The 17,704-nt window shown below is 63.7% G+C and carries 18 protein-coding genes; 9 read left to right on the top strand and 9 right to left on the bottom strand.

The window, feature by feature from the left end:
• Nucleotides 1–305 precede the first annotated feature (305 nt).
• From dnaK to LB568_RS00585, 7 genes are all read left to right on the top strand, one after another.
• On the top strand, nt 306–2,222 hold the full coding sequence (gene dnaK, locus LB568_RS00615) for a molecular chaperone DnaK (protein ID WP_013891973.1): 1,917 nt from the start codon (nt 306–308) through the stop codon (nt 2,220–2,222).
• Between the two features lie 65 nt (nt 2,223–2,287).
• On the top strand, nt 2,288–2,704 hold the full coding sequence (locus LB568_RS00610) for a hypothetical protein (RefSeq protein ID WP_224728736.1): 417 nt from the start codon (nt 2,288–2,290) through the stop codon (nt 2,702–2,704).
• 263 nt (nt 2,705–2,967) lie between these two features.
• Nucleotides 2,968–4,098, top strand: a complete 1,131-nt coding sequence (dnaJ, locus tag LB568_RS00605; protein ID WP_023765366.1) for a molecular chaperone DnaJ — start codon at nt 2,968–2,970, stop codon at nt 4,096–4,098.
• Between the two features lie 105 nt (nt 4,099–4,203).
• Entirely contained in the window at nt 4,204–4,806 is a 603-nt protein-coding gene (gene pmtA, locus LB568_RS00600; protein WP_013891975.1) for a phospholipid N-methyltransferase PmtA, read from the top strand.
• 80 nt (nt 4,807–4,886) lie between these two features.
• Nucleotides 4,887–5,483, top strand: a complete 597-nt coding sequence (locus LB568_RS00595) for an NADPH-dependent FMN reductase (protein WP_224728735.1) — start codon at nt 4,887–4,889, stop codon at nt 5,481–5,483.
• An 8-nt stretch (nt 5,484–5,491) separates the two neighbouring features.
• Entirely contained in the window at nt 5,492–6,205 is a 714-nt protein-coding gene (gene pyrF, locus LB568_RS00590) for an orotidine-5'-phosphate decarboxylase (protein ID WP_224729471.1), read from the top strand.
• A gap of 149 nt (nt 6,206–6,354) precedes the next feature.
• Nucleotides 6,355–6,642 carry a DUF1330 domain-containing protein gene (locus LB568_RS00585; protein ID WP_013891978.1) on the top strand — a complete coding sequence of 96 codons (288 nt, stop codon included), beginning with the start codon at nt 6,355–6,357 and terminating at the stop codon, nt 6,640–6,642.
• 30 nt (nt 6,643–6,672) lie between these two features.
• On the opposite strand, the gene LB568_RS00580 is transcribed toward LB568_RS00585, so the two are convergent.
• Nucleotides 6,673–7,419, bottom strand: coding sequence for a GntR family transcriptional regulator (locus LB568_RS00580; RefSeq protein WP_224728734.1), 747 nt, complete (start codon nt 7,417–7,419; stop codon nt 6,673–6,675).
• A gap of 82 nt (nt 7,420–7,501) precedes the next feature.
• On the opposite strand from LB568_RS00580, the gene LB568_RS00575 reads away from it, so the two are divergent.
• On the top strand, nt 7,502–8,062 hold the full coding sequence (locus LB568_RS00575) for an autotransporter (protein WP_224728733.1): 561 nt from the start codon (nt 7,502–7,504) through the stop codon (nt 8,060–8,062).
• A gap of 367 nt (nt 8,063–8,429) precedes the next feature.
• On the opposite strand, the gene LB568_RS00570 is transcribed toward LB568_RS00575, so the two are convergent.
• The 7 genes from LB568_RS00570 to LB568_RS00540 all read right to left on the bottom strand — a co-directional run bounded on the left by LB568_RS00570 (nt 8,430) and on the right by LB568_RS00540 (nt 16,367).
• Nucleotides 8,430–9,488, bottom strand: a complete 1,059-nt coding sequence (locus LB568_RS00570; protein ID WP_224728732.1) for a D-alanine:D-lactate ligase-like protein — start codon at nt 9,486–9,488, stop codon at nt 8,430–8,432.
• Between the two features lie 129 nt (nt 9,489–9,617).
• Nucleotides 9,618–10,499 (bottom strand): SMP-30/gluconolactonase/LRE family protein, encoded by an 882-nt coding sequence (locus LB568_RS00565; protein ID WP_224728731.1) that lies wholly within the window; start codon nt 10,497–10,499, stop codon nt 9,618–9,620.
• Nucleotides 10,499–11,137, bottom strand: a complete 639-nt coding sequence (locus tag LB568_RS00560; RefSeq protein WP_023765359.1) for a 2-dehydro-3-deoxy-6-phosphogalactonate aldolase — start codon at nt 11,135–11,137, stop codon at nt 10,499–10,501. Before LB568_RS00560 ends, LB568_RS00565 begins: the two co-directional genes overlap by 1 nt.
• Nucleotides 11,134–12,093, bottom strand: a complete 960-nt coding sequence (locus LB568_RS00555; RefSeq protein ID WP_224728730.1) for a 2-dehydro-3-deoxygalactonokinase — start codon at nt 12,091–12,093, stop codon at nt 11,134–11,136. The genes LB568_RS00560 and LB568_RS00555 overlap by 4 nt, the downstream gene beginning before the upstream one ends.
• Complete coding sequence (locus LB568_RS00550) at nt 12,090–12,857, bottom strand: SDR family NAD(P)-dependent oxidoreductase (protein WP_224728729.1); 768 nt, start codon at nt 12,855–12,857, stop codon at nt 12,090–12,092. The genes LB568_RS00555 and LB568_RS00550 overlap by 4 nt, the downstream gene beginning before the upstream one ends.
• Nucleotides 12,858–13,011: 154 nt before the next feature.
• Complete coding sequence (locus tag LB568_RS00545) at nt 13,012–14,361, bottom strand: putative bifunctional diguanylate cyclase/phosphodiesterase (protein WP_013891986.1); 1,350 nt, start codon at nt 14,359–14,361, stop codon at nt 13,012–13,014.
• Nucleotides 14,362–14,549: 188 nt separating this feature from the next.
• Nucleotides 14,550–16,367: a GtrA family protein gene (locus LB568_RS00540; protein ID WP_224728728.1), complete on the bottom strand. Its 1,818-nt coding sequence runs from the start codon at nt 16,365–16,367 to the stop codon at nt 14,550–14,552.
• Nucleotides 16,368–16,511: 144 nt separating this feature from the next.
• On the opposite strand from LB568_RS00540, the gene LB568_RS00535 reads away from it, so the two are divergent.
• Entirely contained in the window at nt 16,512–17,156 is a 645-nt protein-coding gene (locus LB568_RS00535; RefSeq protein WP_224728727.1) for a class I SAM-dependent methyltransferase, read from the top strand.
• Between the two features lie 151 nt (nt 17,157–17,307).
• Here LB568_RS00535 and LB568_RS00530 read toward each other — a convergent pair whose 3' ends face one another.
• Nucleotides 17,308–17,703 (bottom strand): GtrA family protein, encoded by a 396-nt coding sequence (locus LB568_RS00530; RefSeq protein ID WP_224728726.1) that lies wholly within the window; start codon nt 17,701–17,703, stop codon nt 17,308–17,310.
• Between the last annotated feature and the right edge of the window lies 1 nt (nt 17,704).

Here is a 17,704-nt window from a genome sequence, read left to right as displayed (position 1 = left end):
TCGGGGAGCCCGGCTCGGCCGGGGTTGATCGGCGGTTGGGCGCGACCTCGGCCCGGCGGCCTTCGACAGGGCGGCGCGCCCGTGTCCGCTCCCGGCCGGCCGCGGCGATCGTTTTGCCTCCGGCTGCGACGATCGTGGAAGCGTTGCGCAGAATGCTTGCGCGCGATGCTGCCTGTTCTTATATACGCGCCAAGCCGTTCGGCGCCGGAATGCCGGTTGCCGGAACGGGATTTCTTGTGAACAGGGGCTTTCGTCGGAACGCCTTACCGGGTCCTGAGAGCCTGCTTAGCGGAGAGACTAGAAAAATGGCAAAAGTAATCGGTATCGATCTCGGCACCACCAACTCCTGCATCGCCATCATGGATGGCAAGGAGCCGAAGGTTATCGAGAATGCGGAAGGCGCGCGCACCACGCCCTCCATCGTCGCCATCTCGGGCGACGGCGAACGTCTGGTCGGCCAGCCGGCCAAGCGCCAGGCGGTCACCAATCCAGAAAACACCATCTTCGCGGTCAAGCGCCTGATCGGCCGCCGCTATGACGATCCGGTGACGGAGAAGGACAAGAAGCTTGTCCCCTACAAGATCGTCAAGGGCGACAATGGCGATGCCTGGGTCGAGGCCGGCGGCAAGAAGCAGTCGCCCAGCCAGATCTCGGCCATGATCCTGCAGAAGATGAAGGAAACGGCGGAAGCCTATCTCGGCGAGAAGGTCGAGAAGGCGGTCATCACCGTTCCGGCCTATTTCAACGACGCCCAGCGCCAGGCCACCAAGGACGCCGGCAAGATCGCCGGCCTCGAAGTGCTGCGCATCATCAACGAGCCTACGGCCGCGGCACTTGCCTACGGCCTCGACAAGAAGGAAGGCAAGACCATTGCCGTCTATGACCTTGGCGGCGGCACGTTCGACATTTCGGTGCTCGAGATCGGCGACGGCGTGTTCGAGGTGAAGTCGACCAACGGCGACACCTTCCTCGGCGGCGAGGACTTCGACATGCGGCTGGTCGAATATCTGGCGGCCGAGTTCAAGAAGGAACAGGGCATCGACCTGAAGAACGACAAGCTTGCCCTGCAGCGCCTCAAGGAGGCGGCTGAAAAGGCCAAGATCGAGTTGTCGTCGACGACGCAGACCGAAATCAACCTGCCCTTCATCACCGCCGACGCGACCGGCCCGAAGCACCTGACGCTGAAGCTGACCCGCGCCAAGTTCGAAAGCCTGGTCGAGGATCTCGTCCAGCGCACCATCGAGCCCTGCAAGGCGGCGCTCAAGGATGCCGGCCTGAAGGCTGGCGAGATCGACGAAGTGGTCCTGGTCGGCGGCATGACCCGCATGCCCAAGATCCAGGAGATCGTGAAGCAGTTCTTCGGCAAGGAGCCGCACAAGGGCGTCAACCCGGACGAGGTCGTCGCCTTGGGCGCCGCCATCCAGGCCGGCGTGCTGCAGGGTGACGTCAAGGACGTGCTCTTGCTCGACGTGACACCGCTGTCGCTCGGCATCGAGACGCTGGGTGGCGTGTTCACGCGGCTGATCGAACGCAACACGACGATCCCGACCAAGAAGAGCCAGGTGTTCTCGACCGCCGAGGATTCGCAGTCGGCCGTGACCATCCGCGTCTTCCAGGGCGAGCGTGAAATGGCCGCCGACAACAAGCCGCTCGGCCAATTCGACCTGGTCGGCATTCCGCCGGCCCCGCGCGGCGTGCCGCAGATCGAGGTCACCTTCGACATCGACGCCAACGGCATCGTCAACGTTTCGGCCAAGGACAAGGGCACCGGCAAGGAGCACCAGATCCGCATCCAGGCCTCGGGTGGCCTTTCGGACGCCGACATCGAGAAGATGGTGAAGGACGCCGAGGCCAATGCCGATGCCGACAAGAAGCGTCGCGCCGTGGTCGAGGCCCGCAACCAGGCCGAGGCGCTGGTGCATTCTTCCGAGAAGTCGCTGAAGGAATATGGCGACAAGGTCTCGGAAGCCGAGCGCACGGCGATATCGGATGCAATCGCGGCGCTGAAGACCGCTGCCGAGGGCGACGACGCGGCCGACATCGAGGCCAAGAGTCAGGTGCTCGCCGAGGCTTCGATGAAGCTTGGCCAAGCCATGTACGAGGCTTCGCAGAAGGAAGCCGCGGAAGCCGACGCCAAGGCGGATGCCGCCAAGGACAGTGACGTGGTCGATGCCGATTTCGAGGAAATCGACGAAGACGACGACAAGAAGAAGTCGGCCTAGTAGCAAGTTGACGAATCTGATAGAGCGTTTGGGCTTACCAAACGCTCTTTTTTCTTAGGTGGCCGATGTTTGTCAGCTTCAACAATGATGAGGTTAATTTAGATAACGTCAAATTTATAAGAAAACGCTATTTTGATAAGAAATTTTATTTTGATATCGATTTCATTGATGGAGCATCTCGAACTTTTGAATCGCATCATGATATCGATCTTGGCGACGAAGTTATCATACCCGCACCTCCTGGATTTTTGATTATCGGATTCGATTTAGACGGCTCGAAGACGAGTTCAGAAGTCATTGCATTCAAAATCCCCAAGGGCGATAGTCACGGAATATCCCCTAAGCCTGTAACTTTCGACGGAATTACCGGAACTCAGTATGATTCCGTTCTTCAATCTCCAAGTGGGAAGCTTTTTTCACAAGATAGCTGGTACGACAGCATCGAAAGATTTGAAGAACATCTTAAAAACCTAAATCAGTAGTTTGGTATATATATCAGCCAGTTGATCTTGATGACACCCCGTGCATCTCGCAATTCCGGCATTTGAGATCGGTGGGCATTGCTGTGTAGCGTGGTCTGCCACGCGGATGCCGGCTTTTATGCAACCTCAGCCGAAAAAATGTAACGAACCGGGCGCTTGGACTGGCATCCCGTGCGCTTCGTCACTAAATCGGGAACCAGTCTTAGAAAACGGCTGGCTGTAACAATGTGCCAAGACGTTGAATATCCGGACTGCGGGAAAAAATGAAAGCTGATTTCTACGAAACGCTGGGCGTCCAGAAAGGCGCCGACGAGAAGGAGCTCAAGAGCGCTTTTCGCAAGCTCGCCATGCAGTTCCACCCCGACCGCAATCCAGGCGATCATTCCTGCGAGCACAAGTTCAAGGAAATCAACGAAGCCTACGAGACGCTGAAGGATCCGCAGAAGCGCGCGGCCTACGACCGCTTCGGCCACGCCGCCTTCGAACAGGGCGGCATGAATGGCGGGGCGCAAGGCTTTGGCGCCGGCGGTTTCGCCGATATCTTCGAAGACATTTTCGGCGACATGATGGGCGGGCGCCAGCGCCGCTCGTCGGGCGGCCGCGAGCGCGGCGCCGACCTGCGCTACAACATGGAAATCTCGCTGGAAGAAGCCTTCGCGGGAAAGACGGCGCAGATTCGCGTGCCGGCCTCGATCTCGTGTTCGGAATGCTCCGGCAGCGGCGCCAAGCCGGGCACCCAGCCCGTCACCTGCTCGATGTGCAACGGCCACGGCAAGGTGCGCGCCACGCAAGGCTTCTTCTCGATCGAACGCACCTGCCCGCAATGCCAGGGCCGCGGCCAGACGATCAAGGATCCGTGCCCGAAATGCGCCGGCCAGGGCCGCGTCACCGAAGAACGGTCGCTGTCGGTCAACATCCCGGCCGGCATCGAGGACGGCACCCGTATCCGCCTTGCCAATGAAGGCGAGGCCGGCCTGCGCGGCGGGCCGTCCGGCGACCTCTATATCTTCCTGGCGGTGAAGCCGCACGAGTTCTTCCAGCGCGACGGCGCCGATCTCTACTGCAAGGTGCCGATCTCGATGACGACGGCCGCCCTTGGCGGTTCCTTCGAAGTGACGACGCTGGACGGCACGCAGACCAAGGTGAAGGTGCCGGAAGGCACCCAGAACGGACGTCAGTTCCGCCTCAAGGGCAAGGGCATGCCAGTGCTGCGCCAGCCCAATGTCGGCGACCTCTACATCCAGACCGCGGTCGAGACGCCGCAGAACCTGTCGCGCCGCCAGCGCGAACTGCTGGAGGAGTTCGAACAACTCTCCTCGCAAGACAATTCGCCCCAATCGAGCGGCTTTTTTGCCCGCATGAAGGATTTCTTCGAGTCTTTCGGCGAGCGTTGATAGGCGACAAAAGCTATCTTATCCACGCCATGCGTGCTGCGGCGCCTTGCCTTGCGCCGCTCAGGTGTTAAGTAGCTTGCGAGGGAAGCGCTGAGGAGAGCTTGCATGACACGTGGTCCCGGACTGCGGAAGGCGCTGGCCGAAAAGTTCGACGACGAGCTCAAATTCTTCAAGGGCTGGATCGACAAGCCGAAGACGGTCGGCTCGATCGTTCCGACCAGTTCGATCACCGCCCGCAAGATGGCCTCTATCGTCAATCCCAAGTCCGGCCTGCCGGTGCTCGAGGTCGGCCCAGGCACCGGCGTCATCACCCGCGCCATCCTCGCCCAGGGCGTGCGTCCCGAAAACCTCTACGCGGTCGAATATTCCACCGATTTCGTGCGCCATTTGCGCCAGCTCTATCCCGGGGTCAACGTCATCGAGGGTGACGCCTTCAACCTCAACGCCACGCTTGGCGAGAGGAGCGGGATGATCTTCGATTCCGTCGTTTCCGGCGTGCCGTTGCTCAACTTCCCGGTCGCCCAGCGCATCGCCTATATCGAGAGCCTGCTCGACCGCATTCCGGCGGGCCGCCCGATCGTGCAGCTGACCTACGGCCCGATGTCGCCGATCCCGGCCGGGCGCGGCGACTACACGGTCAAGCATTTCGATTTCATCTTCCGCAACATCCCGCCGACGCAGCTGTGGATTTACCGAAGGGAAGGATAGAGGAATAGGCAGTAGGGAATAGTCAGGAATTGCTCATCTCCTACTGCCTATTCCCCACTGCCCACTCCCTTTGCGAGGCAATGGCAGTGATCCCGAAAATCCTCGTCTTCGCCGGCTCGGTGCGCGGCGGCGCCTATAGCGGCAGGACCGCCGACGTGGCGCAGAAGGAACTTGCGGTGCAGGGCGCCGAAGTGACGCGCATTTCACTCGGCGACTATCCCCTGCCGATCCTCGACGAAGATCTGGAGAAGGAAAAGGGCGTTCCCGAAAATGCCGTCAGACTCGGTCGCCTGATCATCGCGCATGACGGCCTGCTGATCGCCACGCCGGAATATAACGGCTCCATCCCGCCGCTGCTCAAGAACACGATCGACTGGGTGAGCCGCGTGCGCAGGGACAATAACCGGCCGGTCAGGCCGCTTGCCGGCAAGGTTGTCGGCCTATGCTCGTCGTCCAACGGGCATTTTGCCGGCATCCGCTGCATCAACCATCTGCGCGCCGTACTGGTGCGCTGCCAGATGGAGGTGGTGACGCCGGAATGCTCGGTGCCGGAGGGCGGCGACGCCTTCGGCGAGGACGGCCATTTCCGTGACGAAAGACTGCACACATCGATGGAGCATCTATGCCGCACGCTGATCGAAACCTCGCGCATGCTGTCCACCCGGATCGAAGCGTGACCGTATCCATGCCGGCTCAAACCATGCAGCCCAAGTCTATTCAGGAGAGACTGATCGTCGGCCTCGACGTGCCGACGGTGAGGGAAGCCGAACAGGCGGTGCGCGAGCTGGACGGCGTCGTCTCCTTCTACAAGATCGGCTATCAGCTGGCCTTCGCCGGCGGGCTCGACTTCGCCAGGGAGCTGGCCAGCGGCGGGGCAAAAGTCTTCCTCGACATGAAGCTGCTCGACATCGACCACACGGTGGCCAAGGGTGTCGAGAACATCGTCAAGATGGGCATGACCATGCTGACCATCCACGCCTATCCCAAGGCGATGCAGGCGGCAGTGGAAGCGGCACGCGGCAGTGACCTTTGCCTGCTCGCCGTCAGCGTGCTGACCTCGATGGACGAGCAGGACGTGATCGACGCCGGCTATGAATACGACCCGCACACACTGGTGCTCAGGCGCGCCGAACAGGCGCTGCATGCCGGCATGGGCGGCGTCGTCTGCTCGGCCGAAGAGGCTGAAGCGGTGCGCCGCATCGTCGGGCCCAACATGGCGGTGGTGACGCCGGGAATACGGCCGGCGGGCAGTGAACATGGCGATCAGAAGCGCGTCGTGACGCCGGCGCAGGCGATCCGCAATGGCTCCAGCCATCTCGTCGTCGGCAGGCCAATCGTCGCGGCAAGCGACAGGCGCGCGGCGGCGGAAGCCATTCTGGAAGAGATGCGCTCGGCCTAGAGCAATTCCAGGAAAAGTGTGACACGGTTTTCCAGGGAAAAGCGCGTAGCGCTTTCCCTTGGGAATTGCGTAAAAACAAAGAGATGGAGCGGTTCGCCGTTTCCGTTAGACGGTGAAATGCTCTAGGCCAAGAAGCAGGGAGTAGAAGAATGCCCAAGGGATATTGGATCGCCCGCGTCGATGTGCGCGACGCCGAAGGCTACAAGGACTATGTCGCCGCCGCCAAACCCGCCTTCGAGCGGTTCGGGGCGAAATTCCTGGCGCGTGGCGGGGCGCATGAGCTTGCCGAAGGGCCGGGCCGCGCTCGCAACGTCATCATCGAGTTCGAATCGCTGGCGGCCGCGCACGACTGCTATCACTCGCCGGAATACCAGCGCGCGGTCGCCATCCGCCAGAAGGTCGCCGACGGCGAGATCGTGCTGGTCGAAGGGGCCTGAGAGCGTCGCGAAGCAGAAGCTGACGCTTTCTCAGACGAAGTCCTGCAGGTTCGCTTCCCGCAGCTTCGACCCGCCGAGCAAGGCCCCGATCAGCTGGTGCTTGAGGGCGAGGCAGTGCGAACGGGCAAGCTTGGCGATGCCCGGAACGTCGCTCTTCTCGCAAGCCTGCAGCAACCGTTTCTGCTGTTCGATGATCAGCGGCATGAAATCGCGCGACTTGAAGCCGAGATGGAGCGCTCGTTCCGACTGGTCGAGAATCTGGCTAAGCAGCTGCGCCAGCCGCAAATTGCCCGACAGTTCGGCGATCGCCAGGCGAAAGGCGCGGTCGGCGGCGAGGAAGGCAACCGGGCTGCGCAGCGTCTCGGGCTTCAGCACTTTTCTGGCCGCCAGCCGGATCTCGTCCAGCCCGCGCTCGGTGATCCCCGTGGTGGCGACCCTGAACACTTCCGGTTCGATCAGGCCGCGGACGTCGAAGATCTCATTGACGTCGCGCAAGGTCAGCGTCGTGATGACATAGCCACGGCGCGGCTCGCTCCTGACCAAGCCTTCCTGCATGAGGCGGGCGAGTGCCGAGCGGATCGTCGCCTTCTTGATCCCGTAGCGGGCCTCGATCTGTTTCTCGGTCAGCGCTTCGCCGGGCGACAGGACGCAAGCGACGATGTCGCTCTTCAACTGCTCGTAGGCCTGCTCGCTGCGCAGCAAATCCGCCGTCGACGGCGCAGTTGCCCTGCTTGGCGGTGAGATCGATTTCGGTGGCTTGGCTTTGGTCGGCTTCATGCTTTTCTCGCGTCGCGTCGGCATTGACTCGGATTGACCATCTTAGCTATTGTTTCTGAGCATCTCAGACAGGAGCTGTGGAATGCCTCTATCCGCCGACTCTCCTCTCTACCCCGCCATCAGCGATATCGTCAACGCGGCGGCAGGTGCCGATGCCCTCGGTCAGGTCAAGGCCGTGCTCGGCGACTACACCAAGCGCTTCCACGCGCTCGGCGGGCTCGTTCACGAAGAGGACGACGACGAGCTGTTGCTGCACGCGAGCCCGAAGCTGACGATCTACCACATCACGCTTTCGCCCGGCGTGCAGTATCCGCCGCACAATCATTTGATGGATGCGCTGGTCGGCATCTATTGGGGTGGCGAGACCAACTTCATCTACCCGCTCGCCGGCGACCGGGTCGATGAGCCCGAACGGCAGGATTTTTCGGCGCCGGCGCTGGTGCACATGTCTTCCAGCACCATTCACTCGGTCGCCAATACAGGCAGCACCCGCTCCGGAGCCCTACACGTCTATCTGGGCGATCTGCCGGGCACCAGCCGGCAGCTGTGGAGCCTTGCCGACAAGCGGCCGGAGCCGTTCGACAACATCCGCTACATGGCCGGCGCGCGGCCTATCGAGCAATCGACGTCCGAGCCCAAGTAAACCACCAGCGCCGCACAGGAGGAGCCTGTCGGCGGCAAGACTTCTTCGGTCTTTTCAGCGGTTTAATCACTACATTCGATATTGGCCGAAGCCTCTAAACTTCGTTATCCCTGGGCGAAGCAGGAGCAAAGCTCCGTCGCGGAAACCCTGGTATCCATGCCGGAACCTTAGCTAGCCGTGAAGCGCTACGGAGCAGAATTCTGCACCGCGGTGGCGCCTTGAAGTCGCGGCATGGATCCTCGGGTCTGCACTGCGTCCCTTCGCTCCTTGCTCCGCCCGTGGATGACGAAGCGATGGATGTTTCTGCCAATCGCCAATGCACGAGATCTGTCAATCCAAGCGATCGTCAAACTCATGCGCCGAGATACTAACTGGCCAGCCGGCTGGCGGCGGTTTCGGCCATGGCATCGGCAAGACCCAGGCCCCATTGCGACCGGCAATAGGCGCGGAAATCGAAGCAGGGCAGGCCGGGGCAGACCTCGAATTCGATCAGGTGGAGCGTGTCGTCGGCCTCGACCCGCAGGTCGATGGAAAAGACGTCGCGCAGGCCGAGCCCGCTCATCAGCCGCGCGGCGATCGCACGGATCCCGGCGTCGGCAGCCGGCTGGACGTCGGCAACGGCGACGAGTTCCGGTTCGGCATAGAGCCCCGCCGCCTTCGCCGCCGCGCCGGTTTCGCCGTAAAGCGCAAGGCTGTCCGCCATGGTCTGGAAATCGGCGCCTGAATCGACAAAGACAATGCCGAGCGCCTCGACGCCAACTTCCGGCGCCAGCCCGAGGAAGGAGGCGCGCACGTTGCGGCCGGCGACATAGGGCTGGACCACGACATCGTCGCGATAGGCGGCGAAAACACGCCGGCTAAGCTCCAGCGCATGGCCGAGATCGCCGCTGCGCGAATCCGGCCAGATGCCGATCTTGGCGCCGAGCCGATTGGGCTTGACGAACCAGCCGGCGGCGGAAGCCGGCGGCTCGACCAGCCATTGGCCGTTGCGCGCGAGACCGGCCTGCGGCACCGGCAGGCCCAGCGCGCCAAGCACGGCGCCGGAGCGGAACTTGTCCTGGCAGAGCGCGAACAGGGCATCGTCGGCGCCGATCGTCTTGAACCCGCCCAGCCTCGCCAAAGCGGGGGCGGCACCGCCACGAAAATAGGCGATGCCGTCGGTCAGCGTCCAGACCAGCGTCGTGGCGGGATCCTCGCCGGCAAGCACATGCGCGGCATTGTCGAGCAGCACCGGCGCGAAGGACAGGCCGTGCGTCCGGCAGGCCCCGTCCAGCGTATCGAATTCCTGGCCAAGGTCCGTCGACTGCGCCAGGTAGGAAGCGATCTCAGCGGCGCGCTCGCGCGCATGGCCATCGGCGACAAGGCGGTCGAAGCAGGCCTCTTCCGGCTCGTGGACAAGGATCAGCTTGGGCTTGGTGCTCGACATAGGATGGACGCTTCCCGGCGGTAGGATCGCCCACCATCGCACTTCGGCCGCAAACGGCTTTCGCGAAACCGACCCGGGCCGGACGCCTGGGTGACAGTGGAAATTAAACGCCCGATCGCCGGGGCTTGCTCAGGCGATCAGAACGCGCGGCTCGAAACGGCCGTTGACGGGAATGTCGAGCAGGAAGGTCATGCCGCCCTGCAGGTCCAGCAGCCGCTGCTTCTCGCTCTTGCCCGACCAGGCGGAGGTGACCGCGAGCCGGTCGGCGTTCTTGCCGACGAAGGCCGGGCAGGAGGGCTGGGTCACCGGCATGGCGACCGTGCGGACAAGCTTGCCGTCGGGACCATAGGCCTCGACGACGCTGCCGCCCCAGCAGGCGTTCCACAGGATGCCGTCGCGATCGAGCACCGACCCGTCGATATAGCCCTTGGCCGAGCGGTGATCGACGAAGATCTTCGGTTCGCCGGCAGGCAGGCCGGTGGCCGGGTCGCAGGCGACCCGCATCAGCAATCCGGTCGAGGTGTCGGTGTAATAGGCGAGCGCGCCATCTTGCGAAAAACAGATCGAATTGGTGACGGTGATGTCCGAGAACAGGCGGCGCAGCTCGCCCTTGAAAAACCAGTAGATGGAGCCGGCACCCTTTTCCTCGCCCTTGCCCATCGTGCCCATCCACAAGGCGCCGCAGGGATGGACGCGCGAATCGTTCGAGCGGGTGACCGGATTGTCGGCCTCGACAGGCGTGTGCAGCGTCAGCTTGCCGGTCGCGACGTCCCGGACATGAAGGCCGGTCTCGGTGGCGATCAGCTGGCGCTTGTCGTCGATGATGGCGATGGCGCTGGCCATCTGTCCAAGCTGGTGGACGATGGTCGCGCCGCCGGACAGGCGCTTTTCCAGCAATTGTCCGTTGACGATGTCGAACCAGAACAGCGTGTCGGTGGCGGGATCGTAGCTCGGGCCTTCGCCGAGCTGGCAGACGTGATCGGAAAAAACCGAAACGATCGCTTCGCTCATCATGCGTCTCCGAACACCGCGTCCCAGGCCGCGACCGCGGCATGCGCACGCACCGCCACCTCGTCGACGCTCATGCCCGGCTTGAACAGGCTGGAGCCGAGGCCGAAGACCGTCACGCCGACAGCCTTGTAGCCGGCAAAGTCCTTTTCCGAAACGCCGCCGACGGCACCGACCAGCGTCTGCGCCGGCAACACCGCCCGGATCGCGGAAATGCCTGATGCACCCAGCACGCTCGCCGGGAAGAATTTCAACGCCGAAGCCCCCAGCCGGATCGCCTGGAAGGCCTCGGTGGGCGTGAAGACGCCGGGCATGGTGACCATGCCGTAATGCATCGCGCGCGCCATCACCTCGGCATCGATGTTGGGGCTGACCAGCAGCCGCCCGCCGGCCTTGTGCAGCCCGTCGACATCGGCCGGCGTCAGCACCGTGCCGGCGCCGACCAGGGCCGTTTTCGGCAGCACCTGGACAATCCTGGCGATCGACGAGAATGGCTGCGGCGAATTGAGCGGCACCTCGATCGCCTCGATGCCGGCGTCGAACAGGGCTTGGCCCATGGCGATGGCTTCAGCCGGTTTCAGGCCGCGCAGGATGGCGACCAGACCGCGCTTGAGTTTTGGAAAGGCTGCGGTCTCGGTCATGCCAAGGCTCCGGTTCTGGCGATGATGCCGTTTTCGCGCGCGGCTTCGATGAGGCCGGCGCGCACGGCTTCGTCGGCGTCGACGGCGCGCACCTCGAGCCCGGCAAGGCCAAGTGCTGCCTGGTAGAGCACGGCAAGCGCGCCCGAGGCAATCAGCACGACGGGCGCACCGCCGGCGCCATAGCGTCGCTTCGCCGAGGCGACCTCGCCGCCGATCAAAAGCCCGGACAGGCAGGCCGCCGCATCCTCCGACTTCAGGTCCTGCAGGAGCCCGGCGGCGCGGATGGCAAACAGCTTCGAAGTGACATCGCCGCCCTCGCCAAGTGCCCGTTCGCACCATTGCCGGAAGAACGGACTGTCCACCGCCACCGGAGCCGGATGCTCGCCCAGCGAATGCTTGAGGATCGAATGCGCGGCCAGCACCGAGAACAATTCGCCGGTCGGCCATGTGCCGAAGCCGGCAACGGCGCCATCCTCGACCACGACCCATTTCGAGTGCGTGCCCGGCATGCAGGCGAGATGCCGCCCCTTTGTCGGAAAACCAGCGCCGGCAAGCTGTGTTTCCTCGCCGCGCATGACATCCGGCGCGTCGGGCAGGCGCTGGGCAAGGCCCGGCACGATGCGGATGTCGCGGCGCTCGCCCTCGATGCGCGCCGCGCCGCGCAGGATGGCGCCGATCGGCGCCGGCACGCTCACATAGGGCGCTTCGATCCAGCCCTGGCGAGAGCCGGCCATGCCGCAGATGATGACGGGCAGCGCGTCGGGTGCGCCCATGGCGGCCATGTGGCCTTCCAGCACGTTCGAAAACCCTTTTTCGCGCGCCGTGATCAGCCCGTCGTCGCCGCGGCGTTCGGCAAGCACCTTGCCGCTGCCGTCGATCAGCCATGCCCGAAGCCGGGTCGTGCCCCAATCGATCGCCGCTACCGCCGGCGCGTTGCCGACAAACCCCGGGCTCACAGGAAACCTCCATCGACGATCAGCATTTGCGCGGTCAGCATGCGCGAGGCATCCGAGGCCAGGAACAGCACGATGCCGACCATGTCGTCCGGCCGCATGACATCCTTGATGCACTGTTTGGCGACATGGGCGGCAAGCGCCTCTTCGGTCACCCAGCGCTGCTGCTGTCGCTCGGTGATGACCCAACCGGGCGCGACGGCGTTGACGCGGATGCGGTCGGGCCCAAGCTTGCCGGCCAGGCCCTTGGTGAGACCGAGGATGCCCGCCTTGGCGGCTGTGTAGGCCGGCATGTCGGGATGGTTGATCAGATAGGATGTCGAGGTGAAGTTGATGATCGAGCCGCCGCCGGCCCGCTTCATGCCCGGCGCCACGGCCTGCGCGGTGAAGAAATGCGGCCTGAGATTGATAGCCTGGTTGTTGTCCCAGAACTCCACCGTCACGTCTTCGACGGCGTGGCGTTCGTCCCACGCGGCATTGTTGATGAGCACGGTGACATCGCCATGCGCGTCGGCGACCTTCGCAGCCGAGGCCCGCAGCGCCTCGACATCGCGCAGGTCGGTCTTGAGATAGAGCGGCCGCCGGCCGAAATCCCTCTCGATGCGGTCCGCAAGCGCGATGCTGGGCTCATCGGCGATGTCGATGAAGGCGACATTGGCACCCTGGCGCACGAAACCCTCGGTCAGTGCCGCACCGATCCCGGAACCGCCGCCGGTTATCAGCACCGAGGCGCCCTTGAGGTCGGCAAAATCCGCCGATGGCATCATGTCTTTTCTCTCCGCGCTCAATCGGCGCGCATCCTAGCCAGAGACGTCGCGTGGGCAAGGGCGAAAAGGCGGATTTTAGGGCTTATGTCGGACAAAAAGGCGACGGGACCGCGAAGCGGCATCGTCGCATGGCGGGGAATGCCGCTAGCGCCGGTCAGATCGCCTTGGCGCGCAAGGCGCCACGGAAGGAATCGCGGAGATAGCCGAGCGTGGCATCGGCGTCGACCGGCTTGCCGAACAGATAGCCCTGCCCGCCGGCGCAGCCGAACTGCACCAGGCGGTCGGCCTGCGCCTCCTCTTCGATACCCTCGGCGACCACATCCATGCCGAGCCCCTCGCACATGGCGAGAATGGCGCGGATGATGTGTTCGGACGGCCGGTCGTCGAGAATGGAGGAGACAAAGGCGCGGTCGATCTTGAGCTTGTCGAAATGGAATTCGCGCAGACGTCCGAGCGAGGACTGGCCGGTGCCGAAATCGTCGAGCGAGACGCGGATGCCGACGCGGCGCAGGTCCTCGACGATCTGCGCGGCCGAAGCCGGGTCGTTCATCAGGCCGGTCTCGGTGATCTCGATCTCCAGCCGGCGCGGGTCGAAGCCGGTGCGGTCGAGGATCGCCAATATGTGCAGGCCGGTGTTCTGGTCGACGAGCTGCGAAGGCGACAGGTTGAACGACAGGAACAGGTCCTTCGGCCAGCTGCGGGCGGCCTCGGTCGCCTTGCGCAGCACCAGCTGCGACAGCGGGCCGATGATGCCGCGCTCCTCGGCGATGGGAATGAAGACGGTCGGCGGCACCGCGCCGAGGTCGCGATCGGTCCAGCGCGCCAGTGTCTCGAAGCCGATGGTCTGGCGCGTGTTGAGATCGACGATGGGCTGGAAATGTGGCTCCACCTCGCCGGCCGAGACGGCACGGCGCAGCGCCTGCTCGATGCGGGTGACGCGCTTGGCCGCCTCTTCCATCTCGCGGGTGTAGACGACGACCCGGCCACGGCCGGACCGTTTGGCGTGGTAGAGCGCCGTTTCGGCCTTGTTGATCAGGATCTCGGTGGTCTCGTCGCCCGAATAGAACAGCGAGCAGCCGACCGAGGCCGACAGCCTGGCGGTGCGTTCGCCGACATCGTAGGGCGCCGACAGGATCTCGATCAGCATGCGGGATTTTTCGGCCGCTGCTTCCTCTGAGAACACCAGCGGATAGAGGAAGGCGAATTCATCGGCACCGATGCGGCAGACCGTCGAGTGGTCGTCCATCGAGGCGCGCAGCCGCATCGCGACCTGGATCAGGATGTCGTCACCGGCCTTGTGGCCGAACAAATCGTTGATCGGCTTGAAGCCGTCAAGGTCGAGGATGCCGACAGTGAAGGGCGCGGGATCGTCGGCACGATCGCTGATCAGGCGATCGACCTTGTCGAAGAAGCGGCGATGGTTGCCAAGCCCGGTCAACGGATCTGTAAATGCCAGATCCGTGCTCTCCCTGTTTGCCTGACCGGTGCCAAACGGAGTTTGCATCGGTGTCCCTGTTTTCTCGACGTCGGAATTTATGTTCGAGACTGGCAGGAAACCCTTTAGGAAACGTATCCCGAAAATCGATTTTCGCGGCTAAAATGCATTGCCTCCGCGAAGGTGTCCGTGGCGCGTGAAAAGGCCTTTTCTTCACGCCGATTTCAACCGGTTCTTCACGCCGATTTTCAACCGGCTCAACCGGTGGGACGGACGCGATAGAGCTCCAGCGGGGCGCCACGGGTCTCCGCCACCGGCTCCAGCCAATCCGGCACGCCGCCGCGCATCAGCCCGGCGAGAAAGCCGTCCGGCGCCGTGGCCGCGAACAGCTGGCTTTCCGGATTGCCACGGCAGAGCGCGACAAGGCCGACATGCCGGCTTTGGAGGATGGCGTTCGCTTCGGCCGCCGATCCCAGCAAGGCGTCCAATGCGAGCACGTTGCCGGCGACGTTGCGATGATAGAGCCCGGCGAGCGCGCGATGGCCCGTGAAGGCAAGGATCGGCGAGCCGAGATTGGAGATACTGAGAACCGTGGTCGCCGGCATGCGGCCGAGCGCAGCGAACGACGCCTTGCCATGGCAAAGCGCATCGCTGCCGGCGTCCTTGGCCGCCGCCCCGGTTTCGAAGGCGCTCGCCGCCGCCCCGGCCACGCCCGACCAGACCGCGTTGACCGAGACCAGCCAGGCCGCGGCCATCCTGAGCACGGAGTTGCGCGACGGGCTAGCTTCGGCCCGTTGCCGCCACTTGGCGATCCAGGCACAAAGCGGGATCACCGCCAGGGCAATGGAGAAGGTCGAGCCGCGCACTTCCCAGGCACTGACCAGGACCGCCACAACCAGCAGCGCGCCGACGAGGCTGTCCTGCCGCCGCCAGCCGCCATGGCTGAAGTGAAGCGCCATCAGCACGATCGCCACAAGCGGCGTAGCAAAACGCGCCACCACCATGGCCGGATCATCCAAGACAAGCTGGATGATCGATTGCGCCTCTTCGATATGGCCGAGCCAAATTTGGCTCAGGCGCGGGTCGATCTCGGCATAGGGCGCAGCCAGGCATTGCGGGAACAAGAACACCATGACAGCCGCCAGTACGAGCGCAAGCAGGCCGAGCGCCATCAGGCGCCGGCCGAGCGTGGAGTTGGCCATGTCGAGCGAGGCCGCGGCGGCGAGGCCGCATCCGGCGAGAGCGGCCACCACGAACTGCACGGTCGAAAAGGCATCGCATTGCGGCTGGCCCCAGGCCGATGGGGCGATGGTTGTGAGGAAGACCAGCGCTGAAACGCCGGCAAAGCCGAGGCCGAAATCCCTGGCGATCCGTCGCTCGCCGCTGGGGTCGGCGACAAACAGCAGAGAGACGCAGACGCCGATGGTGGCGACATAGGGCGCCGTTTCCATGCCGACCGCCAGCGTCAGCGCCGCGCACAGGCCCGCAAGCAGGGCGGCCCATCGCCGCACGGGCGCCTCGAGCAGCAGGCTCAAGCTGGCCATGGTCAGCGTCAGCTGGACATTGTGGTGATCGAGCGCGCCGGGCGAAAAGATGCCGATGAAGTGCAACGCCGCGGCACCGATGACGGCAGCCGGCAGCACAGCGCCCGCGCCGGCAAAACTGCGCGCCGCGCGGACGGTAAAGAGCAGAGCCAGGCAAAAGAGCAGCGCCGGCCAGAGCACCTCGGCGACGGTCTCGGCCATGGCCATGCTGCCGGTCAGTGCCGAGGCCACGAGGATGATGGCGGCGAGCGGCGCGTCGACCAGTCGCGACCAGTGCATGACGAAGCCGCCTTCAACGCCCATCCGGTACTGATGCAGGTCGAACCAGCCCTGGCCTGCCAGCATATCCCGAACCTCGACCAGACGCAGCAGACTGTCATTGTCGCCGCCGGTATCGGTCAAGCCTGGGAAACCGCCGAGCGCGTTGACGGCAACCATCGCCAGCGTGGCAATCAACGCAACCGCGAGGTCGTTGCGCCGTGACGCAGGCTGCGCGGCCTTGACGGAAATCGTGGTGTCGGCGGGAGTCACGGGACGGCCTCTGGCGCTCTCTTTGGCGAAGGAAACCTATCGCGAACTCACTGCGCAAACCTTAAACCGGTGTTGCACCGGCAACCCGATGTCGCGAAACGCTTTGTTTGTTATTCGCAAATATGGTCCCGGACCAGGGAATGAATGGGCAATTCGGTCTGGACCTTGGGCATGAGCGTTGTGGCGATCGAAAAAAAGATACTGAATGCCGCCCACGGCCGGGCGGTGTTTCAACGCCGCATCCGGGTCCTCTCCGACCATATCGGCGCCGCGCTGGGCGCCGACGGCACCGTTCTCGACCTCGGCTGCGGCGATGGCTCGCTCGCCAAGGCGGTGATGGAACGGAAACCGGGGCTGACGTTTCGCGGGATCGATGTTTTTGTCCGGCCGCGCACGGCCATTCCCGTAGAGATCTTCGACGGTGTTACGATTCCGGCCGCGTCCAAATCGTTCGACTGGGTGACCATAGTCGACGTCCTCCACCACACGGACAATCCCGGCCATCTTGTCGCCGAAGCCGCAAGGGTCGCCCGCAAGGGCGTTGTCATCAAGGATCACCTGCGCGACGGGCTCTTCGCCTACGGCTCGCTCCGGTTCATGGACTGGGTGGGAAACAAGGGCCACGATGTGAGATTGCCCTACAACTATCTGTCCAGGCAGGAATGGGACGCGATTTTCGACGGGATCGGGCTCAGAGCCCAAAGCTGGCGAGGAGACCTGTCGCTGTATCCGTTTCCGGCAAATCTGCTGTTCGACAGGGGCTTGCACTTCGTAGCGTCGCTTCGCTAGAGCGGTTCACCGTTTCACGGAAACGTCGAACCGCTCTAACTCTTTGTTTTGGCGCAATTCCCAAGGGAAAGCGCTAGGCGCTTTTCCCGGGAAAACCGTTTCACCCTTTTTCCTGGAATTGCTCTAACGCGCGGACCGCGATCGAACACTCTCACGCGGCTCTTTGGTCGTCGCGAAAAACCCAAACCGATGACAGCACATAGCTCGCCGCGCCCGCAGCGACCGTGATGACGGCCGACATCACCAGCGGCGACGCGGAAAATACCGACACCGCGACATGGGCGGACAGGCCTGCAAACACGGCGCAGGCCAACTGGCTGACGAGGTAACGTGGCAATGCACGGCGATGGTCGTGCTGTCCCTCGAACGTCCAGCCACGCTGTGCCGAATAGGCCACGACAAAGGCCAGCATATAGGCGATCACGCTGCCGACAAACGGCGGCAAGCCGGCCGACACCAGGGCCCACGACAGCACGAAGAACAGCAGCGCGGCGCCAATGCCGACGACGGCGAAGCGGATAAGCCGCACCGTGGCGAATTTTCGCATG

The organism is Mesorhizobium sp. B263B2A, assembly GCF_020165775.1.
Classification (GTDB): Bacteria; Pseudomonadota; Alphaproteobacteria; order Rhizobiales; family Rhizobiaceae; genus Mesorhizobium; species Mesorhizobium opportunistum.
Note: the sequence above shows the minus strand (reverse complement) of the source record. Positions and strands in the feature narration are given on the sequence as shown.

Coding starts and splice junctions, on each gene's coding strand:
- dnaK (WP_013891973.1), top strand. CDS start 306: ATGGCAAAAGTAATCGGTATCGATCTCGGCACCACCAACTCCTGCATC.
- LB568_RS00610 (WP_224728736.1), top strand. CDS start 2,288: ATGTTTGTCAGCTTCAACAATGATGAGGTTAATTTAGATAACGTCAAA.
- dnaJ (WP_023765366.1), top strand. CDS start 2,968: ATGAAAGCTGATTTCTACGAAACGCTGGGCGTCCAGAAAGGCGCCGAC.
- pmtA (WP_013891975.1), top strand. CDS start 4,204: ATGACACGTGGTCCCGGACTGCGGAAGGCGCTGGCCGAAAAGTTCGAC.
- LB568_RS00595 (WP_224728735.1), top strand. CDS start 4,887: ATGGCAGTGATCCCGAAAATCCTCGTCTTCGCCGGCTCGGTGCGCGGC.
- pyrF (WP_224729471.1), top strand. CDS start 5,492: ATGCCGGCTCAAACCATGCAGCCCAAGTCTATTCAGGAGAGACTGATC.
- LB568_RS00585 (WP_013891978.1), top strand. CDS start 6,355: ATGCCCAAGGGATATTGGATCGCCCGCGTCGATGTGCGCGACGCCGAA.
- LB568_RS00580 (WP_224728734.1), bottom strand. CDS start 7,419: ATGAAGCCGACCAAAGCCAAGCCACCGAAATCGATCTCACCGCCAAGC.
- LB568_RS00575 (WP_224728733.1), top strand. CDS start 7,502: ATGCCTCTATCCGCCGACTCTCCTCTCTACCCCGCCATCAGCGATATC.
- LB568_RS00570 (WP_224728732.1), bottom strand. CDS start 9,488: ATGTCGAGCACCAAGCCCAAGCTGATCCTTGTCCACGAGCCGGAAGAG.
- LB568_RS00565 (WP_224728731.1), bottom strand. CDS start 10,499: ATGAGCGAAGCGATCGTTTCGGTTTTTTCCGATCACGTCTGCCAGCTC.
- LB568_RS00560 (WP_023765359.1), bottom strand. CDS start 11,137: ATGACCGAGACCGCAGCCTTTCCAAAACTCAAGCGCGGTCTGGTCGCC.
- LB568_RS00550 (WP_224728729.1), bottom strand. CDS start 12,857: ATGATGCCATCGGCGGATTTTGCCGACCTCAAGGGCGCCTCGGTGCTG.
- LB568_RS00545 (WP_013891986.1), bottom strand. CDS start 14,361: ATGCAAACTCCGTTTGGCACCGGTCAGGCAAACAGGGAGAGCACGGAT.
- LB568_RS00535 (WP_224728727.1), top strand. CDS start 16,512: ATGGGCAATTCGGTCTGGACCTTGGGCATGAGCGTTGTGGCGATCGAA.
- LB568_RS00530 (WP_224728726.1), bottom strand. CDS start 17,703: ATGCGAAAATTCGCCACGGTGCGGCTTATCCGCTTCGCCGTCGTCGGC.